This is a genomic window from Streptomyces sp. F001, from assembly GCF_004187715.1.
GTDB lineage: Bacteria > Actinomycetota > Actinomycetes > Streptomycetales > Streptomycetaceae > Streptomyces > Streptomyces flavusporus.
This window is the reverse complement of record NZ_QZWF01000004.1, coordinates 488,605-506,504: the sequence shown is the minus strand read 5'-3', so window position 1 is coordinate 506,504 and position 17,900 is coordinate 488,605. Positions and strand designations below refer to the sequence as shown.

The window sequence follows — 17,900 nt, the reverse complement described above, 5'->3', positions numbered from 1 at the left end:
ATGTCGTCCTACTTCACCGACCTGGCTCAGCAGTACATCGACGGCGAATGGCGTCCGGGCACCGGCTCCTGGGAGATCATCGACTTCAACCCGTACGACGGTGAGAAGCTCGCGTCGATCACCATAGCCACGGTCGACGAGATAGATCAGGCCTACCGTGCGGCCGCCCGGGCCCAGAAGGAGTGGGCCGAGGCCGGCCCGTTCGCCCGCCGTGCGGTCCTGGAGAAGGCGCTGCTCCTGCTCGAGGAGCGTGAGCAGGAGCTCACCGAGGTGATCATCGCCGAGCTGGGCGGTACTCATGTGAAGGCGGGCTTCGAACTCCACCTCGCCAAGGAGTTCCTGCGCGAGGCAGCGAGCCTCACGATGCGCCCCGAGGACCGTCTCATCCCCTCCCCGGACCCCGGCAAGGAGAACCGCCTCTACCGCCTCCCGGTCGGCGTCGTCGGCGTCATCAGCCCGTTCAACTTCCCGTTCCTGCTGTCGCTGAAGTCGGTCGCCCCGGCCCTCGCCCTGGGCAACGCCGTCGTCCTCAAGCCCCACCAGGACACACCCGTCGCCGGCGGCTCCGCCATCGCGAAGCTCTTCGAGGACGCGGGACTCCCGGCCGGTCTGCTCAACGTCGTCATCACGGACATCGCGGAGATCGGCGACGCCTTCCTCGCGCACCCGGTTCCCAAGGTCATCTCCTTCACCGGCTCCGACAAGATCGGCCGCCACGTCGCCACCGTCTGCGCGCAGCACTTCAAGCGGTCGGTCCTCGAACTGGGCGGCAACAGCGCGCTGGTGGTCCTCGACGACGCCGACATCGACTACGCGGTCGACGCCGCCGTCTTCAGCCGGTACGTCCATCAGGGGCAGGTCTGCATGGCCGCCAACCGCGTGCTGGTGGACCGCTCGATCGCCGACACGTTCACGGCGAAGTTCGTCGCCAAGGTGAAGTCCCTCAAGGCGGGCGACCCGCGCGACCCGCAGACGGTCATCGGCCCGGTCATCAACGCCTCCCAGGCGGAGTCGATCTCGGGCACGGTCGAGCAGGCGCTCGCCGAGGGCGCCACGGCCCTGGTGCGCGGCACGACGACCGGCAACCTGGTCGAGCCGTCGGTCCTGACGGACATACCCGCCGACTCCGGCCTGCTGCGCCAGGAGGTCTTCGGCCCGGTCGCCTTCCTCATCCCCTTCGACGGCGAGGAGGAGGCCGTACGCCTCGTCAACGACACGCCGTACGGTCTCAGCGGCGCCGTCCACACCGGTGACGTCGAACGCGGCATCCGCTTCGCCCAGCGCATCGACACCGGCATGTTTCACGTCAACGACGGCACCGTCCACGACGAGCCGCTCGTCCCCTTCGGCGGCGAGAAGAACTCCGGCGTGGGCCGCCTGAACGGTGAGACGACGCTGGATGCGTTCACGACGCTGAAGTGGATCTCGGTGCAGCGGGGGCGGAGCGGGTTTCCGTTCTAGGGAGGCGGTCCCGGGTACAGCAGACATACATCCAGGTGCACAGTAGATGCATGTCTGCTACGTATCCCATTGCGGAGGCGCGGGGCAAACTCGGCGAGCTGGCTCGCCGGGCCGCGCAGCACGAGCACATCACCCTGACTGACCGAGGTGTCCCGGCCGCAGTGCTGATCTCCCCCGCTGAGCTGGAAGATCTGGAGGGCGCCCTCGCGCTTGCTCGCCTGGAGCGGGACAGGGCCCTGGGGCGCGCCGAGGCATCCATTCCGCATGATGAGGCGCGGCGCGCGCTGCTCGAAGCGGCGGGGAGGAGTGGGTGACCTGGCAGGTCGTCTGTGAGCCCGCGGCCCTCGACGCCGCCGCGGGTCACCTCAAGGATGACCCGCTCAGCGTCGACGCACTTCTGCAAGCCACCGACCAACTCGCCGAGAACGAGCGGCCGGAGGGGTCGCGGGCCTGGGGTGCACAGCACCGCCGCCTGCATCACGGCCCCTGGCGCGTCCTGTGCCGCCTCGATCCGGACACGCACACACTCCAACATCGAGCACGTGGGCCGCACGGCCATATGGCCTGACCGTGAGTCCCTGGACCGGCAAGACTGCCTTCGAGCTGGTTGCCCTGGTCGAATCTTGAGGTCATAACCTGGACGGCATGTCAGCGATCCGTCTCCTTGTGCTGGGTGCCGTCCGCCAGCACGGGCGGGCCCACGGCTACCAGGTGCGCAACGACCTGGAGTACTGGGGCGCGCACGAGTGGTCCAACGCCAAGCCCGGCTCGATCTACCACGCCCTGAAGCAGATGGCCAAGCAGGACCTGCTCCACGCGCACGAGATCGCCCCGTCCACCGCGGGTGGCCCCCCGCGCACCGAGTACGAGATCACCGACCGGGGCACCGAGGAATACTTCCGGCTCCTGCGCGAGGCGCTGACCTCGTACGACCAGAAGATGGACATGAAGTCGGCGGCCATCGGGTTCATCGTCGACCTTCCGAGGGCGGAGGCGGTGGCGCTCCTGAAGGAGCGGACCCGGCGGATCGAGGAGTGGCGCGCCGCCGTCACCGAGCACTACGTCCCCGAGGACGGCCCCGAACAGCTCGGCCACATCGGCGAGATCATGAACCTCTGGATCCACACCGCGGATGCCGAAGCCGAATGGACCCTGGGCCTGATCGGTCGGATCGAGGGCGGCGCGTACACCTTCGCCGGGGAAGGCGACCCCTTCGTCGGCGTCCTGGCCGAGGACCAGGAGAACCCTTACGCGACTGCGGACCGGCATCCCGAGGACGACCGTTAATCAAGTTTGACTAGAGGGCGGAAGGGTATTAGCCTTCCGTGGGTAGTCAAGTTTGACTAGCAAGGGAGTCTCAGTGGCCGACACGGCGATCACCGTCGAAGGGGCACGCAAGAAGTACGGCGACAAACCCGCACTGGACGGGCTCGACCTCACGGTCGCGCGCGGCGCGGTGCACTCAGTGCTCGGCCCGAACGGCGCCGGCAAGACCACCCTGGTCCGCATCCTGTCCACGCTGCTGCGCCCCGACGCGGGCCGCATCGAGGTGGCGGGCCACGACGTCGTCACGGAGGCGTACGACGTACGGCTGCGGATCGGCCTGCTCGGCCAGCACGCCGCCGTCGACGAGGAGTTGAGCGGCTACCAGAACCTGGAGATGTTCGGCCGCCTGTACCACCTGGGCACCCGCCACGCGCGCGTGCGGGCCGGTGAACTCCTGGAGCGCTTCGGCCTCGCGGACACCGGCCGTAAGGCGGTGAAGCAGTACAGTGGCGGCATGCGGCGCCGCCTCGACCTCGCCGCCTCACTGATCACCGAACCGGAGGTGCTCTTCCTGGACGAACCGACGACCGGCCTCGACCCACGCGGCCGCGCCGAGGTGTGGGCCTCCGTCCGCTCACTGGCCGGCGGCGGCACGACCGTCCTGCTCACCACCCAGTACCTGGAGGAGGCCGACCAGCTCGCCGACCGCATCTCGGTCGTCGACCGCGGCCGGGTCGTCGCCGACGGCACGGCCGACGCCCTGAAGGCGCTGACCGGCGGCGACCGCATCGACGTCGTCCTGCGCGACGCCGGCCACCTCGGCGCCGCAGTGGCCGTGCTGCCGGTGCCCAAGGACGACGTCACCGTCGACACCGACCGGCGGCTGCTCAGCGCACCGGTCACCGACCGGATGGCGGCACTCTCCGGCGTCGTACGAGCCCTGGAGGAGGCCGGTATCGAGGCGGAGGACATCGCCCTGCGCCGGCCCACGCTCGACGAGGTGTTCCTGCATGTCACCGCAGACCGTGTGAAGGAGGCCGCGTGACCACCTACGCACTGACCGACTCCTGGACGATGACCCGCCGTGAACTCGCCCACTGGGCACGGCAACCGGTCCAGATCGTCGTCAACGTGGCGTTCCCCGTGATGCTGCTGCTGATGTTCGGTTACCTGGTCGGCGGCGGTCGCGGTGTCAGCGGCGAGTACGTCGACTACCTCGTCCCCGGCATGCTCGCGCTCACCATGGCCTTCGGCCTGGAGGGCACGATGATCGCCGTCACCCAGGACCTCAACAAGGGCGTGATCGACCGCTTCCGGTCGATGCCCATGGCCAACGGCGCCATCCTGGTGGGCCGTTCGGTGGCCGACATGCTCCAGTCGGCGCTCGCCCTGGCCGTCCTCATCGGCGTCGGGCTCGCGCTCGGCTGGCGTGCGCACGGCGGGGCGGCGGCCTTCCTGGGGGCGCTGGGCCTGCTGCTGCTGTTCCGCTTCGCGATGCTGTGGATCGGCATCCAGCTGGCCCTGGTGGCCGGAAAGCCGGAGTTGGTGCAGGCCGTGCAGATCCTGGTCTGGCCGGTCGGCTTCCTGTCCAACGCCTTCGCCACACCCGAGGCCATGCCCGGCTGGCTCGGCACGGTCGTCCAGTGGAACCCGATGTCCCACACGGCGACGGCCGTCCGCGACCTGTTCGGCAACCAGGGCGGGGAGGCGGGGCACGTCTGGCCCGCGGTCGTCTGGCCGCTGGCGCTGCTCGCGGTGTTCTTCCCGCTGGCCCTGCGCCGGTTCGCGCGCCTGAGCAAGTAGGGCGGCGCTCCCCGGCAGGGCGTTCGGCAGAAAGTTCGCCGGGAGTGGAACCCGAAGCCGGCCCGCGGTGTACCAGAAGCAGATACCGGTCACCGCGGATCGGAGGATCCATGGATGTACGTCGATGGCGGCTTCTCCTTGTGGGAGCCCTGCTCGTGTGCCTTCTGGCAGCGTGCAGTGCCGGCACGGGGAGCGTGGACGAGGAGCCGGCGGGAGCACCCGCGAAGAAGAACACGCACGCGCCCGCGTCGTCGGGCTCCTCCTTCACCGCGCCCCCGAACATACCGTCGGCCACCGACCTGCCGGGTGCGTCCTACGACGTGGCCTTCGCCGCGGACGGCAGCGGTTTCACCCTCCGCTCCGACTGCGGCGAGGACCACTGCCGTCAGTACGTCGCCGTACTCGAGGCGAACGCCGGGCTGTGGCGCCTGGCCGAGTCCCCGCTGCCGGACGTCACGGGCGACCGGGGCCTCACCGCCGGTCTCACCGTGCTCGGGCCGGGCCGCGCCCTGATCACCGACAGCTCCGAGCGGACCGGCGTGCCCAACCGCACCTGGTTCACCCGCGACAACGGCCGCACCTGGAAACGCGGCACGGCGAAGCCGACGGGCACTACGCCGACCGTGCCCGAGAGCGCCTCTCTCGTCACCGAATGCCTGGCACTGGCGGCCGACGGCAACGAATGCGTCCGCAACAGACTGCTCGTCGTCATGCCGGACACCGGAGAGCACCGGATCCTGAAGCATCAGCCGCCGCTCAAGGGAACCTTGGCACCGGCCGGCGACATCGCCGAGAACGCCCTGTTCGCAACGGGCCTGGACCCCGACTCCGGCCTGCCGACCCTGGTCCTCAGCGAGGACCGCGGCCGCACCTGGCGCCCGACACAGATGACCGGCGTCGCCGAGCGGGCGTGGGCCATGAACGTGGTCGCGGGCCGGAGCGCGCTGTACGCGGTCCAGCCGGGCCAGCTCCCCAGCCACGAGGAGGTGAAGAACGGCCTGATGACCATCCACGTCAGCACCGACGGCGGCACCACCTGGACCCGGATATGGCGCTATCGGGAGGGAGTGGAGCCGCTGTCCCTCCTCGGCGACCTGCTGGTGGCCGACGACAACAGCCTCGTCGTGTACGGCGAGACCGGCGTGTGGCGCAGTACCGATCAGGCCCGCACGTTCCGAAGCAACAGTCCCACGCGCGGCCCGGCGGGTTCGGTCCGCAGGACCCCGATCGGCTGGCTGTGGACCGACAGCTACGGCAATGGCACCTGCCGGATATCGTCCGACGGCCTCACCTGGCACCTCTTCGATCTCGGCGAAGATTGAGCACCGATCCTCGGCATGCCGAACCCGCCCGGCACAGACGACTTGCACCTCACGTGGCGTGAGGGCGGACCGTGGAGGGCGTACCGAGAAGGGAGCGGAAGTGAGCTACTCCGTGGGACAGGTCGCCGGGTACGCAGGAGTCACGGTGCGCACCCTGCACCACTACGACGACATCGGCCTGCTCGTCCCGAGCGAGCGCAGCCACGCGGGCCACCGGCGCTACAACGACGCCGACCTCGACCGGCTGCAGCAGATCCTGTTCTACCGCGAGCTCGGCTTCCCGCTCGAGGAGGTCGCCGCCCTGCTCGACGACCCGGACGCGGACCCGCGCGCGCATCTGCGCCGCCAGCACGAGCTGCTGACCGTCCGGATCGAGAAGCTGCAGAAGATGGCGGCGGCCGTGGAGCACGCCATGGAGGCACGCAAGATGGGCATCAACCTCACGCCCGAGGAGAAGTTCGAGGTGTTCGGGGACTTCGACCCGGACCAGTACGAGGACGAGGTGCAGGAGCGCTGGGGCAGTACCGACGCCTACCGGGAGTCGCAGCGGCGCACGGCCTCCTACACCAAGGAGGACTGGAAGCGCGTCACCGAGGAGTTCGACGCCATCCACCGGCGCATGGCCGACCTGATGGCCTCCGGCACGCCGGCCGACTCCGAGGCGGCCATGGACACGGCGGAGGAACACCGCCGGTTCATCTCCCGCTCGTACTACGACTGCTCGCACGAGATGCACAGCTGTCTCGGCGAGATGTACGTTGCCGACGCCCGGTTCACCGCGACGTACGAGAAGATCCGGCCCGGCCTGGCGGCGTACCTGCGCAACGCGATTCTCGCCAACACGGCCCGGCACACCTCGTAAGACCCTGGCCGGGAGTCCCGCTCCCGGCCAGGACCACCGCCGACCCACAGCTGCGTCCCAGCCGGCGCACAGTGGATCCCCGAGACACCGGTGGAACCTGGGGTGGACATCTTGCGTTGATAGCTTTGTCCGGCCGAACCGAACGCCGTACTTCGCCTCACCCCACAGGAGCCCGGAACCGTGACGACGCTTGCACTCGGACCGAGCTGGCTGGATCCGAACTATCTGCTGGACAACTTCGGGATCTGGGGCCTGCTCCTCATCGTCTTCGCCGAGTCGGGCCTGCTCATCGGCTTCTTCCTGCCGGGTGACTCGCTGCTGTTCACGGCGGGCCTGCTGATCACATCGAATCAGCTGGACTTTCCGCTGTGGGCTGCGATCGTTCTGATCTGCATCGCCGCGATCCTCGGCGACCAGGCGGGCTACATGTTCGGCAAGAAGGTCGGCCCGTCGCTCTTCACCCGCCCGGACTCCCGGCTCTTCAAGCAGGAGAACGTCACCAAGGCGCACGAGTTCTTCGAGAAGTACGGCCCGAAGTCCCTCGTCCTGGCCCGCTTCGTGCCCATCGTGCGGACGTTCACGCCGATCATCGCCGGTGTCAGCGGCATGCGGTACCGCTCGTTCGTCATCTTCAACGTCCTCGGCGGCATCCTGTGGGGCGCGGGCGTCACGCTGCTCGGCGCCTGGCTGGGCAACATCGACTTCGTCAAGAGCAACATCGAAGCGATCCTCATCCTGATCGTCCTCGTCTCCGTGCTCCCGATCATCATCGAGTTCTGGCGCGCACGCTCGAAGAACAAGAAGAACCCGCCCCAGCAGCCGCAGCCTCCGTTCCAGCAGCAGGCGCCCCTGATGGACGACGCGACCACGCAGCTGCGCCGCGTGGAGCCGGACCACCAGGAGCAGCCCTATGGCGACCAGCCCTACGGCGACCAGGGCTACCCGCAGCAGGGGCACGACCGGCAGCAGTACGGATACGGCCAGAACCCGCAGCCGTACGCCCAGCAGTATCCGCAGGGGTACCAGCAGGGTTACCAGCAGCAGCCCTACGGTTCGCAACAGGACTACCAGCAGCAGCCCTACGATTCGCAGCAGGACTACCAGCAGGGCCAGGGCCAGTACCCGTACGACCCTTACCGACAGAGCTGAAGGAGCCCGGGCGCTAGAAACCCCGCGTCCGCTTGGCGGCCTTCCGCCCCTCGGCGGAGCCGCCCGGCAGACGGAGGAACAACCGCGAGATCTCCGACCCGAGGTTCACCCCGATGGCGATGGCCATCGCAAGCGCGGCGGCCTTGGTGAGCGACCCCAGCCCTTCGTCGACCTCGTTCTGCGCGATCGACAGCAGACCGAAGTACGTTGCGGAACCGGGCAGCAGCGGCCCGATCGCCGCCGTGGTGTACGGCAGCGCGGACGCGAACCGATACCGGGACAGCAGCTGCCCGAACAGCCCCACCAACCCCGCCGCCACCGCCGTGGAGGCGACCGGTGACAGGTCACCGGCGTAGTGCATCGCGCCGTACACCGACCACGCGACACCCCCGTTGAGGGTCACGGCGAGCACGGTGGCCCGTTCCTGCTGGAGCAGCACGGCGAACGTCAGCGACAGCAGCATCGACGCGGTGATCTGCACGACCGGCCGCTCGGCGATGCTCATCGCCGCGTCGGGGGTGAGCTGGGCGCCCAGCTGGACGCCGAAGTACAGCATCACCAGCACCCCGACGACGATGCCGACGAAGAGGTACATGACCTCCAGCAGCCGTGCCGCCGCGGTGATGTAGAAGCCGGTCAGGCCGTCCTGCACACCCGCCACCAGCGCCCGCCCGGGCAGCAGCGCGAACAGCCCACCGGTGATGACCGCGGACGCCTTCACATCGACGTGTGCCAGCGTGAGCGCGACCCCCATCGCGGCCGGCGGCATCGCGGCGACCACGAACTGGTAGAACTCCGGCAACCCGCGCCCCGCGCACAGCCACGCCAGCCGGTCGCCGAGCATCGCGCCGAGCGCGGCCGCGAAGAACACGATCGCGTCACCGCCGACGAGCACCGAGGCCGCACCCGCGAGCAGCCCGCTCGCCGCGGTCAGCACCCACGTGGGGTAGGGGTGCCGGTTGCGGCGGATCTCCGCGAGACGCCGGTAGGCCTCCTCCAGGGAGATGTGGCTCTCCGGGTCGCTCAGGTCGTCCACGAGCTGGTACACGGCCGCCAGCCGGGTGTAGTCGGTGCCCCGGCGGCGTACCGTCCGCGACGCCGTCACCGGATCGTCGACGAGGGACGGCTGGTACGAGATCGACAGCAGGGTGAAGGTGACGTTGGGCTCGCAGCGGTCCAGGCCGTAGGAGCGGCAGACCGCGAACATCGCCGCCTCCACGTCCTCGGCGCCCTCACCGCCCGCGAGCAGCAGCTCGCCGATACGCAGCGTCAGGTCGAGCACACGCGGAACGGCCGGACCGCCCTCCTCCGCCTTCGGTCCCGGCTCAGGCGCGGGCCGCTCGGCCACCGGCAGCCGCAGCATCGTGCGCATCCGGTCCTGCCAGGGCACGTCCTTGGTCAGCCGGACCACGGGCACACCGGTCGCCGGCGTGAACGCGGCCGGCGCGCCGCGGGCGCTGTAGGTGCTCGGCGGACTGAACGCCGACCCCTCCGGCTCGGCGTCGGCCGGCGACGGGACGTCCAGCCCCTCGGGTACGGCGAACTCGGACGAGGTCTCCGACTCGGCCCCCTGCCTCGGCACGGCCAGGCCCTCGGGGATCGCGAACTCCGAGGTGACCTCGGGATCGAACGTCGTCCGCGCCTCGTCCGACTGCGGCTTGCGGTTCTCCGCGTCCGTCACTTGAAGCAGTGCTCCCTGTACGACATCCAGCAGGCGTACGACACCCAACAGGCCTCAGTATGCGCACGGACACGCGGACGGGCCGCACACGTGCGCGTGCGGCCCGTTACGGGGATACGAGGCTCAGTGACCGCCCTGCTCCTTGAACCGCTTGTACGACCGCTCGATCTCGGCCTCGGCCTCGGTCCGGCCCACCCAGTTGGCGCCCTCGACGGACTTGCCGGGCTCCAGGTCCTTGTAGACCTCGAAGAAGTGCTGGATCTCCAGGCGGTCGAACTCGGACACGTGGTGGATGTCCCGCAGGTGCTCCACGCGCGGGTCGTGGGCGGGCACGCACAGCAGCTTGTCGTCGCCGCCGGCCTCGTCCGTCATGCGGAACATGCCGATCGCACGGCACTGGATGAGGCAGCCGGGGAAGGTCGGCTCGTCCAGGATGACCAGCGCGTCCAGCGGGTCGCCGTCCTCGCCGAGGGTGTTCTCGACGAAGCCGTAGTCGGCCGGGTAGCTGGTCGAAGTGAACAGGCGGCGGTCCAGGCGGATACGACCGGTCTCGTGGTCCACCTCGTACTTGTTCCGCGAACCCTTCGGAATCTCGATCGTGACGTCGAACTCCACCGGTGGCTCCTCCATGATCAGCACACAGTTCTGGTGGTTAAGTGTCCCTCACGCAGCTGTGTGATCGCGAAAGGGGCTGGTGGTCGTGCCTGAGCTGAGGCCTTGGCGAGCCGCGAAACCGCGCCTGGCACGGGTCGCGAACGCCGTACGCCCCCGCTTTGCGCGGGTCACGGCCGTGACCGGTCCGCGGGTCACGCGGCTGGTACGCGCCACGAAACCGCAGGTCACACGGGTCGCGACGGCGAAGACCTGGCAGTACACCACGGGCGCCGCCACCGTCGGCCTGGCGCTGGCCGTTGTTGTGGTGACCGCCGCGGGGCCCTGGGACTCCTCAGGCCAGCGTACGGCGGAGCGGGAGTGGGCCGCCGCCCGGGAGGGCGGGGGTGGCACAGATCACGGCAGCCGTTCGGGTACATCCGACGCGGCGGCGGGCGCGCCCCAGCCCGCCCCCAGCGCGGCCTCCGTCCTGACCGGCCTGGGCCGCGCCGCGAACACGGTCAATCGGCCCCGCCGCCAGGCCCTGACCGGCGTCCTGAACCCACTCCTGAACGACCCCGCGCTCGGCGCCCGCCGCGCGGCCGCGGTCGTCGACGTGACCACGGGCAAGCACCTGTACGGCACCGGCACCCACGACGCGCTCACCCCCGCCTCCACCACGAAGATCGCCACCGCTGTCGCCGCCCTCTCCGCCCTGGGCCCCGACCACCGCCTCACCACCCGCACCGTCTACGAACCCGACACCGAGGAACTCATTCTGGTCGGCGGCGGCGACCCCACACTCACCGCACGCAACGGCAGCCGGGGCCTGGCCGACCTGCGTACGCTCGCCCGGAAAACGGCCGCCGCCCTGAAGCAGCGCGACGTACGCCAGGTGACCCTCTCGTACGACACCACCCTCTACGCCGGACCCGAACGTCACCCCATCGGCGTCAACGACAACCTCGCCCCCGTCACCGCCCTGATGGCCGACGAGGCTCGTACGGACGGCTCGACGAGCGGCCCGGCACCCCGGGTGACGGACCCGGCGGCGGAGGCGACCCGGACGTTCGCGGGCTTCCTGCGGGACCACGGCATCAGGACGACATCCCCGGGCCCGTCCAAGGCGACGGACCGGGCCGACGCCCTCGCCACGGTCTCCTCACCCCCGCTCTCGGCGCTGGTCGAGCGGATGCTGACCAACAGCGACAACGACATCGCCGAGGCCCTCGCCCGCCACACCGCCGTCGCGACCGGCGAGCGCGCCGACTTCGCCGGGGCGGGCCGCGCCATGCAGACCCAGCTGAGGAAGCTCGGCCTGCCGTTGAAGGGCGCCGTCCTCAGGGACGGCAGCGGTCTGAACCGCGACAACAGGCTGACCGTGGACCTGATCACCGCCTTGTTGCTGAAGGCGGCGGATCCCGCCCGCCCCGCGCTGCGCCCCACCCTCACAGGCCTCCCGGTCGCCGGCTTCACCGGCACACTGTCCGACCGTTACGGCGACGGGGCGGCCGGCATCGTCCGCGCCAAGACCGGCACCCTCACGGGCGTGAACGCCCTCGCCGGAACGGTCGTGAACCAGGACGGCCGCCTGCTGGCCTTCGCCTTCCTGGCCACCGGCACCACGGACCCGACGGCGGCTCAGACGGCCCTGGACCGCGCAGCGACGGCCCTGGCGGCATGCGGCTGCCGCTGAGCCCTGCACGGCCGTGCACCACAGCGCCGGAACGGGCCTCAGCCGCTGCCGGCCCCTATGGCCTGCCCCCAGGGGGAGCGCTCACGTACCGTTGATGCATGACGAGCATCGGTGGTGCCGCATCTGCTGGGATGGTCGACTGGAATCTCGCGGTGGCGACCGCGACCCGGCTCGTACGGCCGGGCCCCGAGGTGAGCCGTGACGAGGCCCGGGCCGTCGTCGCGGAACTCCGCCGGCACGCCAAGGCCTCGGAGGAACACGTCCGGGGCTTCACCCGGATGGGCACCGAGGAGACCCACGACACCCCGGTCCTCGTCGTCGACCGCCCCGGCTGGGTGCGGGCGAACGTCGCCGGGTTCCGGGAGATCCTCAGGCCGCTCCTCGACAAGATGCAGGAGCGCCGTGGCAGCAGCCCGGGCGGCGCGGTCCTCGGCGCCGTCGGCGGCAAGGTCACCGGCGTCGAACTCGGCATGCTGCTGTCCTTCCTGGCCTCCCGCGTCCTCGGCCAGTACGAGACCTTCGCCCCGGCCACCCGCGAGCTCCCGGCCGGCGCGAACGGCGGCGGCCGGCTGCTGCTCGTCGCCCCGAACATCGTGCACGTGGAGCGCGAACTCGACGTGGAGCCCCACGACTTCCGCCTGTGGGTGTGCCTGCACGAGGAGACCCACCGCACGCAGTTCTCCGCGGTGCCCTGGCTGCGCGATCATCTGGAGGGCGAAATCCAGTCGTTCCTGGGGGAGACCGACGTCGACCCCGTGACCGTCCTGGAACGCATCCGGGAGGCCGCCCAGTCCCTCGTCGGGGGCCGTCCCGAGGGCGAGGAGGACGACGGCGGCCGGTCGCTGGTCGACCTCGTGCAGACGCCGTCGCAGCGGGAGATCCTCGGCCGTCTCACCGCGGTGATGTCCCTCCTGGAGGGCCACGCCGACTTCGTGATGGACGGGGTCGGTCCCGAGGTCGTGGGGAGCGTCGCGGAGATCCGGGAGAAGTTCCAGCAGCGCCGCGCCAAGGGCGCCTCCCGGCTGGATCTCGCCCTGCGCAAGCTGCTTGGTCTGGACGCCAAACTCAGGCAGTACCGGGACGGCGAACGCTTCGTACGGGCCGTCGTCGACGAGGTCGGCACGGACGGCTTCAACCGCGTGTGGACCTCCCCGAACACCCTCCCCACCAAGTCGGAGATCGCCAAACCGGCGGACTGGATCGCACGGGTGCACCGCCGGAGCGAGGCGTGAAACCCGGGGAGAGGTCGTGAGCCGGAGCCGGCCGACGGCAGGCAAACGCCCCTCCAATCACTCGTCCGAGGGACCGTGAGGCATGGGTAGGCGTGCAATGCTCGGGGAACGGCCCGGTTCTGTCACCATCTACACACTCTGAGTGACCGGACTCGGGCTCAACCCCCGACAACTTCATGAAGGGAACCGGACATGGGTCCCCATCCTGCGGTCGCGGCGATACGCCTGGCGGTCCGCCGCGTACTCCACGACATCCTCAGCGAACACACCCCCACCGACCGGACCGCACACGAGCCTCCACCGTCGACGCTCGTGCTCGTGGCCTGCTCCGGCGGCGCCGACTCCATGGCGCTCGCCTCCGCCCTCGCGTTCGAGGCACCCAAACTCGGCATCCGCGCGGGCGGCATCACCGTCGACCACGGCCTGCAGCCCGGCTCCGGCATGCGCGCCGAGGAAGTCGTCCTGCGCCTGCGCGAACTCGGCCTGGACCCCGTCGAGTCCGCCACCGTCACCGTCGGCCGAGAGGGCGGTCCGGAAGCCGCGGCCCGCGACGCCCGCTACGCCGCCCTCGACGCCGCTGCCGTGCGCCTCGACGCCGCTGCCGTCCTGCTCGGCCACACCCGCGACGACCAGGCCGAAACCGTCCTGCTCGGCCTCGCCCGCGGCTCCGGCATCCGCTCCCTGTCCGGAATGGCCGAGGTCTCGGGGGCCGGCGGCCGTTACCGTCGCCCCTTCCTCCAGCTCGACCGGCAGACCGCCCGCAAGGCCTGCATGGTCCAGTCCCTCCCCGTCTGGGACGACCCCCACAACGCGGACCCGGCGTACACCCGGTCGCGGCTGCGCCACGAGGGCCTGCCCGCCCTGGAGAAGGCGCTCGGCAAGGGCGTCGTGGAGGCGCTCGCCCGTACGGCCCAGCTCTCCCGCGACGACGCCGACGCCCTCGACGCCTGGGCCGGCCAGGTCGAGGCCTCCGTCCGGGACGCCGCCGGCCGTCTGGAGTGCGACAAGCTGTACGTCCTCCCGCCCGCCGTACGCCGCCGGATCCTGCGCCGGGCGGCCATCGAGGCCGGTGCCCCGGCCGGTTCGCTGTTCGCCCGCCACATCGAGGAAGTCGACCGGCTGATCACCGGTTGGCGCGGTCAGGGAGCCATCAATCTTCCGGGCAAAGTCGTCGCCCAGCGGCAGGGTGGCAGACTGGTGATTCGGCAAGGCTGAATCCGGACCCTCTCCGACGGCTCGGGCGAGGGATCGGGCAGCCGGTGGGACGACCGAAAGTGATGCGGGTGGACGCGAAAGACATGGGTGCCGACCTTCAGCAGGTGCTCATCACCAAGGAAGAGATCGACGCGAAGCTGGCCGAGCTGGCCGCGAAGATCGACGCGGAGTATGCGGGCAAGGACCTGTTGATCGTCGGCGTCCTCAAGGGCGCGGTGATGGTGATGGCCGATCTCGCCCGGGCACTGTCCACCCCCGTCACCATGGACTGGATGGCCGTCTCCTCCTACGGCGCGGGCACCCAGTCCTCCGGTGTGGTGCGGATCCTCAAGGACCTCGACACCGACATCAAGGGCAAGCACGTCCTCATCGTCGAGGACATCATCGACTCCGGCCTGACCCTGTCCTGGCTGCTGTCCAACCTCGGCTCCCGCGAGCCCGCCTCCCTGAAGGTGTGCACGCTGCTGCGCAAGCCCGAGGCCGCCAAGGTCGCCATCGACGTGGAGTGGGTCGGCTTCGACATCCCCAACGAGTTCGTCGTGGGCTACGGCCTCGACTACGCCGAGAAGTACCGCAACCTCCCGTTCGTCGGTACGCTCGCGCCCCACGTCTACGGCGGCTGAGCCACCCGGCTCAAAGCCCCGCAGGATGATCGGGAACCCCGGCGGGCCTCGCGCCGTTGGAGCATGCAGACGGGAACGCCAGCCGTCCTGTGCGGCTTCGCGCAACAATGCTGGGGTACCGTCAGAAGAACTGTCTTATCAAACTCACTGTGGCAGGAGGGACGGGGCGGCACCGCTCCGTATGGATGGACGTGAAGCGATACTTCCGTGGGCCGGTCATGTGGATCGTGCTGGCCGTCCTTGCCGTGGTCGTGTTGATGCAGGTCGTCGGCTCGTCCGGCGGCTACAAGACGGTGGACACCGGCCAGGTCGTCCAGGCGATCAATGACAACAGGGTCGAAGCGGCCAAGCTGACCACCGGCGACGAGCAGACCATCAAGGTCACGCTCAAGGACGGCGAAAAGGTCGAGGGCAGCTCGAAGATCCAGGCGAGCTACATCGGCGACCAGGGCGTGACCATCGCCAACACGCTGCAGACCAAGTACCAGGACAAGCAGATCCCGGACGGCTACACGGTCTCGCCGTCCAAGCAGAACCCGTTGGTCGGGATTCTGCTCTCCCTGCTCCCCTTCGTCCTCATCGTGGTCGTCTTCCTGTTCCTGATGAACCAGATGCAGGGCGGCGGCTCCCGAGTGATGAACTTCGGGAAGTCCAAGGCCAAGCTCATCACCAAGGACACCCCGAAGACGACGTTCTCGGACGTCGCGGGTGCCGAAGAGGCCGTCGAGGAACTCCAGGAGATCAAGGAGTTCCTGCAGGAGCCGGCCAAGTTCCAGGCCGTCGGCGCCAAGATCCCCAAGGGTGTGCTCCTCTACGGCCCGCCCGGCACCGGCAAGACGCTGCTCGCGCGTGCCGTCGCGGGCGAGGCCGGCGTCCCCTTCTACTCGATCTCCGGTTCCGACTTCGTCGAGATGTTCGTCGGTGTCGGTGCCTCCCGGGTCCGTGACCTGTTCGAGCAGGCCAAGGCGAACGCCCCCGCGATCGTCTTCGTCGACGAGATCGACGCGGTCGGCCGCCACCGCGGCGCCGGCCTCGGCGGCGGTCACGACGAGCGCGAGCAGACCCTGAACCAGCTGCTCGTCGAGATGGACGGCTTCGACGTGAAGGGCGGCGTCATCCTGATCGCCGCCACCAACCGGCCCGACATCCTTGACCCGGCGCTGCTGCGCCCCGGCCGCTTCGACCGGCAGATCGCGGTCGACCGTCCGGACATGCAGGGCCGTCTGGAGATCCTCAAGGTCCACCAGAAGGGCAAGCCGGTCGCACCCGACGTCGACCTGTCGGCCGTCGCCCGGCGCACGCCCGGCATGACCGGTGCCGACCTGGCGAACGTGCTGAACGAGGCCGCGCTGCTGACGGCCCGCAGCGACCAGAAGCTGGTCGACAACAAGATGCTCGACGAGGCCATCGACCGCGTCGTGGCGGGCCCGCAGAAGCGGACCCGGATCATGTCGGACAAGGAGAAGAAGATCACCGCGTACCACGAGGGCGGTCACGCCCTGGTCGCGGCGGCCTCCCCGAACTCCGACCCGGTCCACAAGATCACGATCCTGTCCCGCGGCCGCGCCCTCGGTTACACGATGGTGCTGCCCGACGAGGACAAGTACTCGACCACGCGCAACGAGATGCTCGACCAGCTGGCCTACATGCTGGGCGGCCGCGCGGCCGAGGAGTTGGTCTTCCACGACCCGACCACCGGTGCTGCGAACGACATCGAGAAGGCCACCGGCCTGGCCCGCGCGATGGTCACGCAGTACGGCATGACCGAGCGTCTGGGCGCGATCAAGTTCGGCGGCGACAACAGCGAGCCGTTCCTCGGACGTGAGATGGCTCACCAGCGCGACTACTCGGAAGAGGTCGCCGCGCTGGTCGACGAAGAGGTCAAGAAGCTCATCGAGACCGCGCACAACGAGGCCTGGGAGATCCTGGTCGAGAACCGCGACGTCCTCGACAACCTCGTCCTGGCTCTCCTCGAGAAGGAGACCCTGGGCAAGGAGGAGATCGCCGAGATCTTCGCCCCGATCGTCAAGCGGCCGCCGCGCCCCGCGTGGACCGGCTCCTCCCGCCGGACGCCCTCCACCCGTCCGCCGGTGCTCTCCCCGAAGGAGCTCGCACTGACGAACGGCGCCAACGGCGCGACGGCCGCGATCACCGCGAAGACCACGGCGGCGGAGCCCGCCCCGGCGGCCGAGCCGGCCGCCCCGGAGGACCGCCCCGAAGTCTGAGCCCGGGCCGCCCCGGCGGTCCCGCAGGCCCGGAATGGATGCCGCGTTCCCCAGGTTCTAGCCTGGGGGCGCGGCATCGTCGTATGTCCGCAGAGAGGACGCGTGTCCCCACACGTGACAGCACAGGAACGAGGCACCACATGACCGACCCCGTGACGCTGGACGGCGAGGGCATCATCGGCGAGTTCGACGAGAAGCGCGCCGAGAACGCCATACGCGAACTCCTGATCGCGGTCGGCGAGGACCCGGACCGTGAGGGGCTCAGGGAGACCCCGGGTCGGGTGGCGCGGGCGTACAAGGAGATGTTCGCGGGGCTGTGGCAGAAGCCCGAGGACGTGCTGACGACGACGTTCGACATCGGGCACGACGAGATGGTCCTCGTGAAGGACATCGAGGTGTACTCGACCTGTGAGCACCATCTGGTGCCGTTCCGGGGCGTCGCCCACGTCGGATACATTCCGGCCACCAGCGGCAAGATCACCGGACTGTCCAAGCTGGCCCGTCTCGTGGACGTCTACGCCCGTCGGCCGCAGGTGCAGGAACGACTCACCACGCAGATCGCGGACTCCCTGATGGAGATCCTGGAGCCGCGCGGGGTGATCGTCGTCGTGGAGTGCGAGCACATGTGCATGTCGATGCGGGGCATCCGCAAGCCCGGCGCGATGACCATCACGTCCGCCGTGCGGGGTCAGCTGCGGGACGCCGCGACGCGGAACGAGGCCATGAGCCTCATCATGGCCCGCTGACAGTTCCGCACGCCGAGGGGCCTGGGGC

At 69.8% G+C, this 17,900-nt stretch carries 17 protein-coding genes; 15 read left to right on the top strand and 2 right to left on the bottom strand.

The window, feature by feature from the left end; genetic code table 11:
- From StrepF001_RS19565 to StrepF001_RS19525, 9 genes are all read left to right on the top strand, one after another.
- The gene (locus StrepF001_RS19565) at positions 1–1,461 is read left to right on the top strand and encodes an aldehyde dehydrogenase family protein (protein ID WP_129799517.1); all 1,461 of its coding nucleotides are present in this window, start codon (positions 1–3) and stop codon (positions 1,459–1,461) included.
- A gap of 50 nt (positions 1,462–1,511) precedes the next feature.
- Positions 1,512–1,775, top strand: coding sequence for a type II toxin-antitoxin system prevent-host-death family antitoxin (locus StrepF001_RS19560; RefSeq protein WP_129799516.1), 264 nt, complete (start codon positions 1,512–1,514; stop codon positions 1,773–1,775).
- Positions 1,772–2,029 carry a type II toxin-antitoxin system RelE/ParE family toxin gene (locus StrepF001_RS19555; protein WP_240797582.1) on the top strand — a complete coding sequence of 86 codons (258 nt, stop codon included), beginning with the start codon at positions 1,772–1,774 and terminating at the stop codon, positions 2,027–2,029. The genes StrepF001_RS19560 and StrepF001_RS19555 overlap by 4 nt, the downstream gene beginning before the upstream one ends.
- A 77-nt stretch (positions 2,030–2,106) precedes the next feature.
- A complete protein-coding gene (locus tag StrepF001_RS19550; RefSeq protein WP_129799515.1) occupies positions 2,107–2,748 on the top strand; it encodes a PadR family transcriptional regulator in 642 nt (213 codons plus the stop codon).
- A gap of 73 nt (positions 2,749–2,821) precedes the next feature.
- The gene (locus StrepF001_RS19545) at positions 2,822–3,772 is read left to right on the top strand and encodes an ATP-binding cassette domain-containing protein (protein WP_129799514.1); all 951 of its coding nucleotides are present in this window, start codon (positions 2,822–2,824) and stop codon (positions 3,770–3,772) included.
- The gene (locus StrepF001_RS19540) at positions 3,769–4,530 is read left to right on the top strand and encodes an ABC transporter permease (RefSeq protein ID WP_165396304.1); all 762 of its coding nucleotides are present in this window, start codon (positions 3,769–3,771) and stop codon (positions 4,528–4,530) included. The genes StrepF001_RS19545 and StrepF001_RS19540 overlap by 4 nt, the downstream gene beginning before the upstream one ends.
- Before the next feature lie 194 nt (positions 4,531–4,724).
- Entirely contained in the window at positions 4,725–5,852 is a 1,128-nt protein-coding gene (locus StrepF001_RS19535; protein WP_129799513.1) for a sialidase family protein, read from the top strand.
- A gap of 100 nt (positions 5,853–5,952) precedes the next feature.
- Entirely contained in the window at positions 5,953–6,714 is a 762-nt protein-coding gene (locus tag StrepF001_RS19530; protein WP_129799512.1) for a MerR family transcriptional regulator, read from the top strand.
- A gap of 180 nt (positions 6,715–6,894) precedes the next feature.
- On the top strand, positions 6,895–7,863 hold the full coding sequence (locus StrepF001_RS19525) for a VTT domain-containing protein (RefSeq protein WP_129799511.1): 969 nt from the start codon (positions 6,895–6,897) through the stop codon (positions 7,861–7,863).
- Positions 7,864–7,876: 13 nt separating this feature from the next.
- Here StrepF001_RS19525 and StrepF001_RS19520 read toward each other — a convergent pair whose 3' ends face one another.
- A complete protein-coding gene (locus StrepF001_RS19520) occupies positions 7,877–9,544 on the bottom strand; it encodes a threonine/serine exporter family protein (RefSeq protein WP_129799623.1) in 1,668 nt (555 codons plus the stop codon).
- A gap of 123 nt (positions 9,545–9,667) precedes the next feature.
- Complete coding sequence (locus StrepF001_RS19515) at positions 9,668–10,159, bottom strand: inorganic diphosphatase (protein ID WP_053756473.1); 492 nt, start codon at positions 10,157–10,159, stop codon at positions 9,668–9,670.
- A gap of 79 nt (positions 10,160–10,238) precedes the next feature.
- On the opposite strand from StrepF001_RS19515, the gene dacB reads away from it, so the two are divergent.
- From dacB to folE, 6 genes are all read left to right on the top strand, one after another.
- Complete coding sequence (gene dacB, locus StrepF001_RS19510; protein ID WP_129799510.1) at positions 10,239–11,831, top strand: D-alanyl-D-alanine carboxypeptidase/D-alanyl-D-alanine-endopeptidase; 1,593 nt, start codon at positions 10,239–10,241, stop codon at positions 11,829–11,831.
- A 98-nt stretch (positions 11,832–11,929) separates the two neighbouring features.
- Positions 11,930–13,063, top strand: a complete 1,134-nt coding sequence (locus tag StrepF001_RS19505) for a zinc-dependent metalloprotease (protein WP_129799509.1) — start codon at positions 11,930–11,932, stop codon at positions 13,061–13,063.
- A 192-nt stretch (positions 13,064–13,255) separates the two neighbouring features.
- On the top strand, positions 13,256–14,278 hold the full coding sequence (gene tilS / locus StrepF001_RS19500; RefSeq protein ID WP_129799508.1) for a tRNA lysidine(34) synthetase TilS: 1,023 nt from the start codon (positions 13,256–13,258) through the stop codon (positions 14,276–14,278).
- A 62-nt stretch (positions 14,279–14,340) separates the two neighbouring features.
- Entirely contained in the window at positions 14,341–14,901 is a 561-nt protein-coding gene (gene hpt / locus StrepF001_RS19495) for a hypoxanthine phosphoribosyltransferase (RefSeq protein ID WP_094057060.1), read from the top strand.
- Positions 14,902–15,086: 185 nt separating this feature from the next.
- Complete coding sequence (gene ftsH / locus StrepF001_RS19490) at positions 15,087–17,126, top strand: ATP-dependent zinc metalloprotease FtsH (protein ID WP_129799507.1); 2,040 nt, start codon at positions 15,087–15,089, stop codon at positions 17,124–17,126.
- 140 nt (positions 17,127–17,266) lie between these two features.
- Positions 17,267–17,872, top strand: coding sequence for a GTP cyclohydrolase I FolE (folE, locus tag StrepF001_RS19485; protein ID WP_129799506.1), 606 nt, complete (start codon positions 17,267–17,269; stop codon positions 17,870–17,872).
- The last annotated feature ends 28 nt before the right edge of the window (positions 17,873–17,900 follow it).

Coding starts and splice junctions, on each gene's coding strand:
- StrepF001_RS19550 (WP_129799515.1), top strand. CDS start 2,107: ATGTCAGCGATCCGTCTCCTTGTGCTGGGTGCCGTCCGCCAGCACGGG.
- StrepF001_RS19565 (WP_129799517.1), top strand. CDS start 1: ATGTCGTCCTACTTCACCGACCTGGCTCAGCAGTACATCGACGGCGAA.
- folE (WP_129799506.1), top strand. CDS start 17,267: ATGACCGACCCCGTGACGCTGGACGGCGAGGGCATCATCGGCGAGTTC.
- ftsH (WP_129799507.1), top strand. CDS start 15,087: ATGGACGTGAAGCGATACTTCCGTGGGCCGGTCATGTGGATCGTGCTG.
- tilS (WP_129799508.1), top strand. CDS start 13,256: ATGGGTCCCCATCCTGCGGTCGCGGCGATACGCCTGGCGGTCCGCCGC.
- hpt (WP_094057060.1), top strand. CDS start 14,341: ATGCGGGTGGACGCGAAAGACATGGGTGCCGACCTTCAGCAGGTGCTC.
- StrepF001_RS19560 (WP_129799516.1), top strand. CDS start 1,512: ATGTCTGCTACGTATCCCATTGCGGAGGCGCGGGGCAAACTCGGCGAG.
- StrepF001_RS19505 (WP_129799509.1), top strand. CDS start 11,930: ATGACGAGCATCGGTGGTGCCGCATCTGCTGGGATGGTCGACTGGAAT.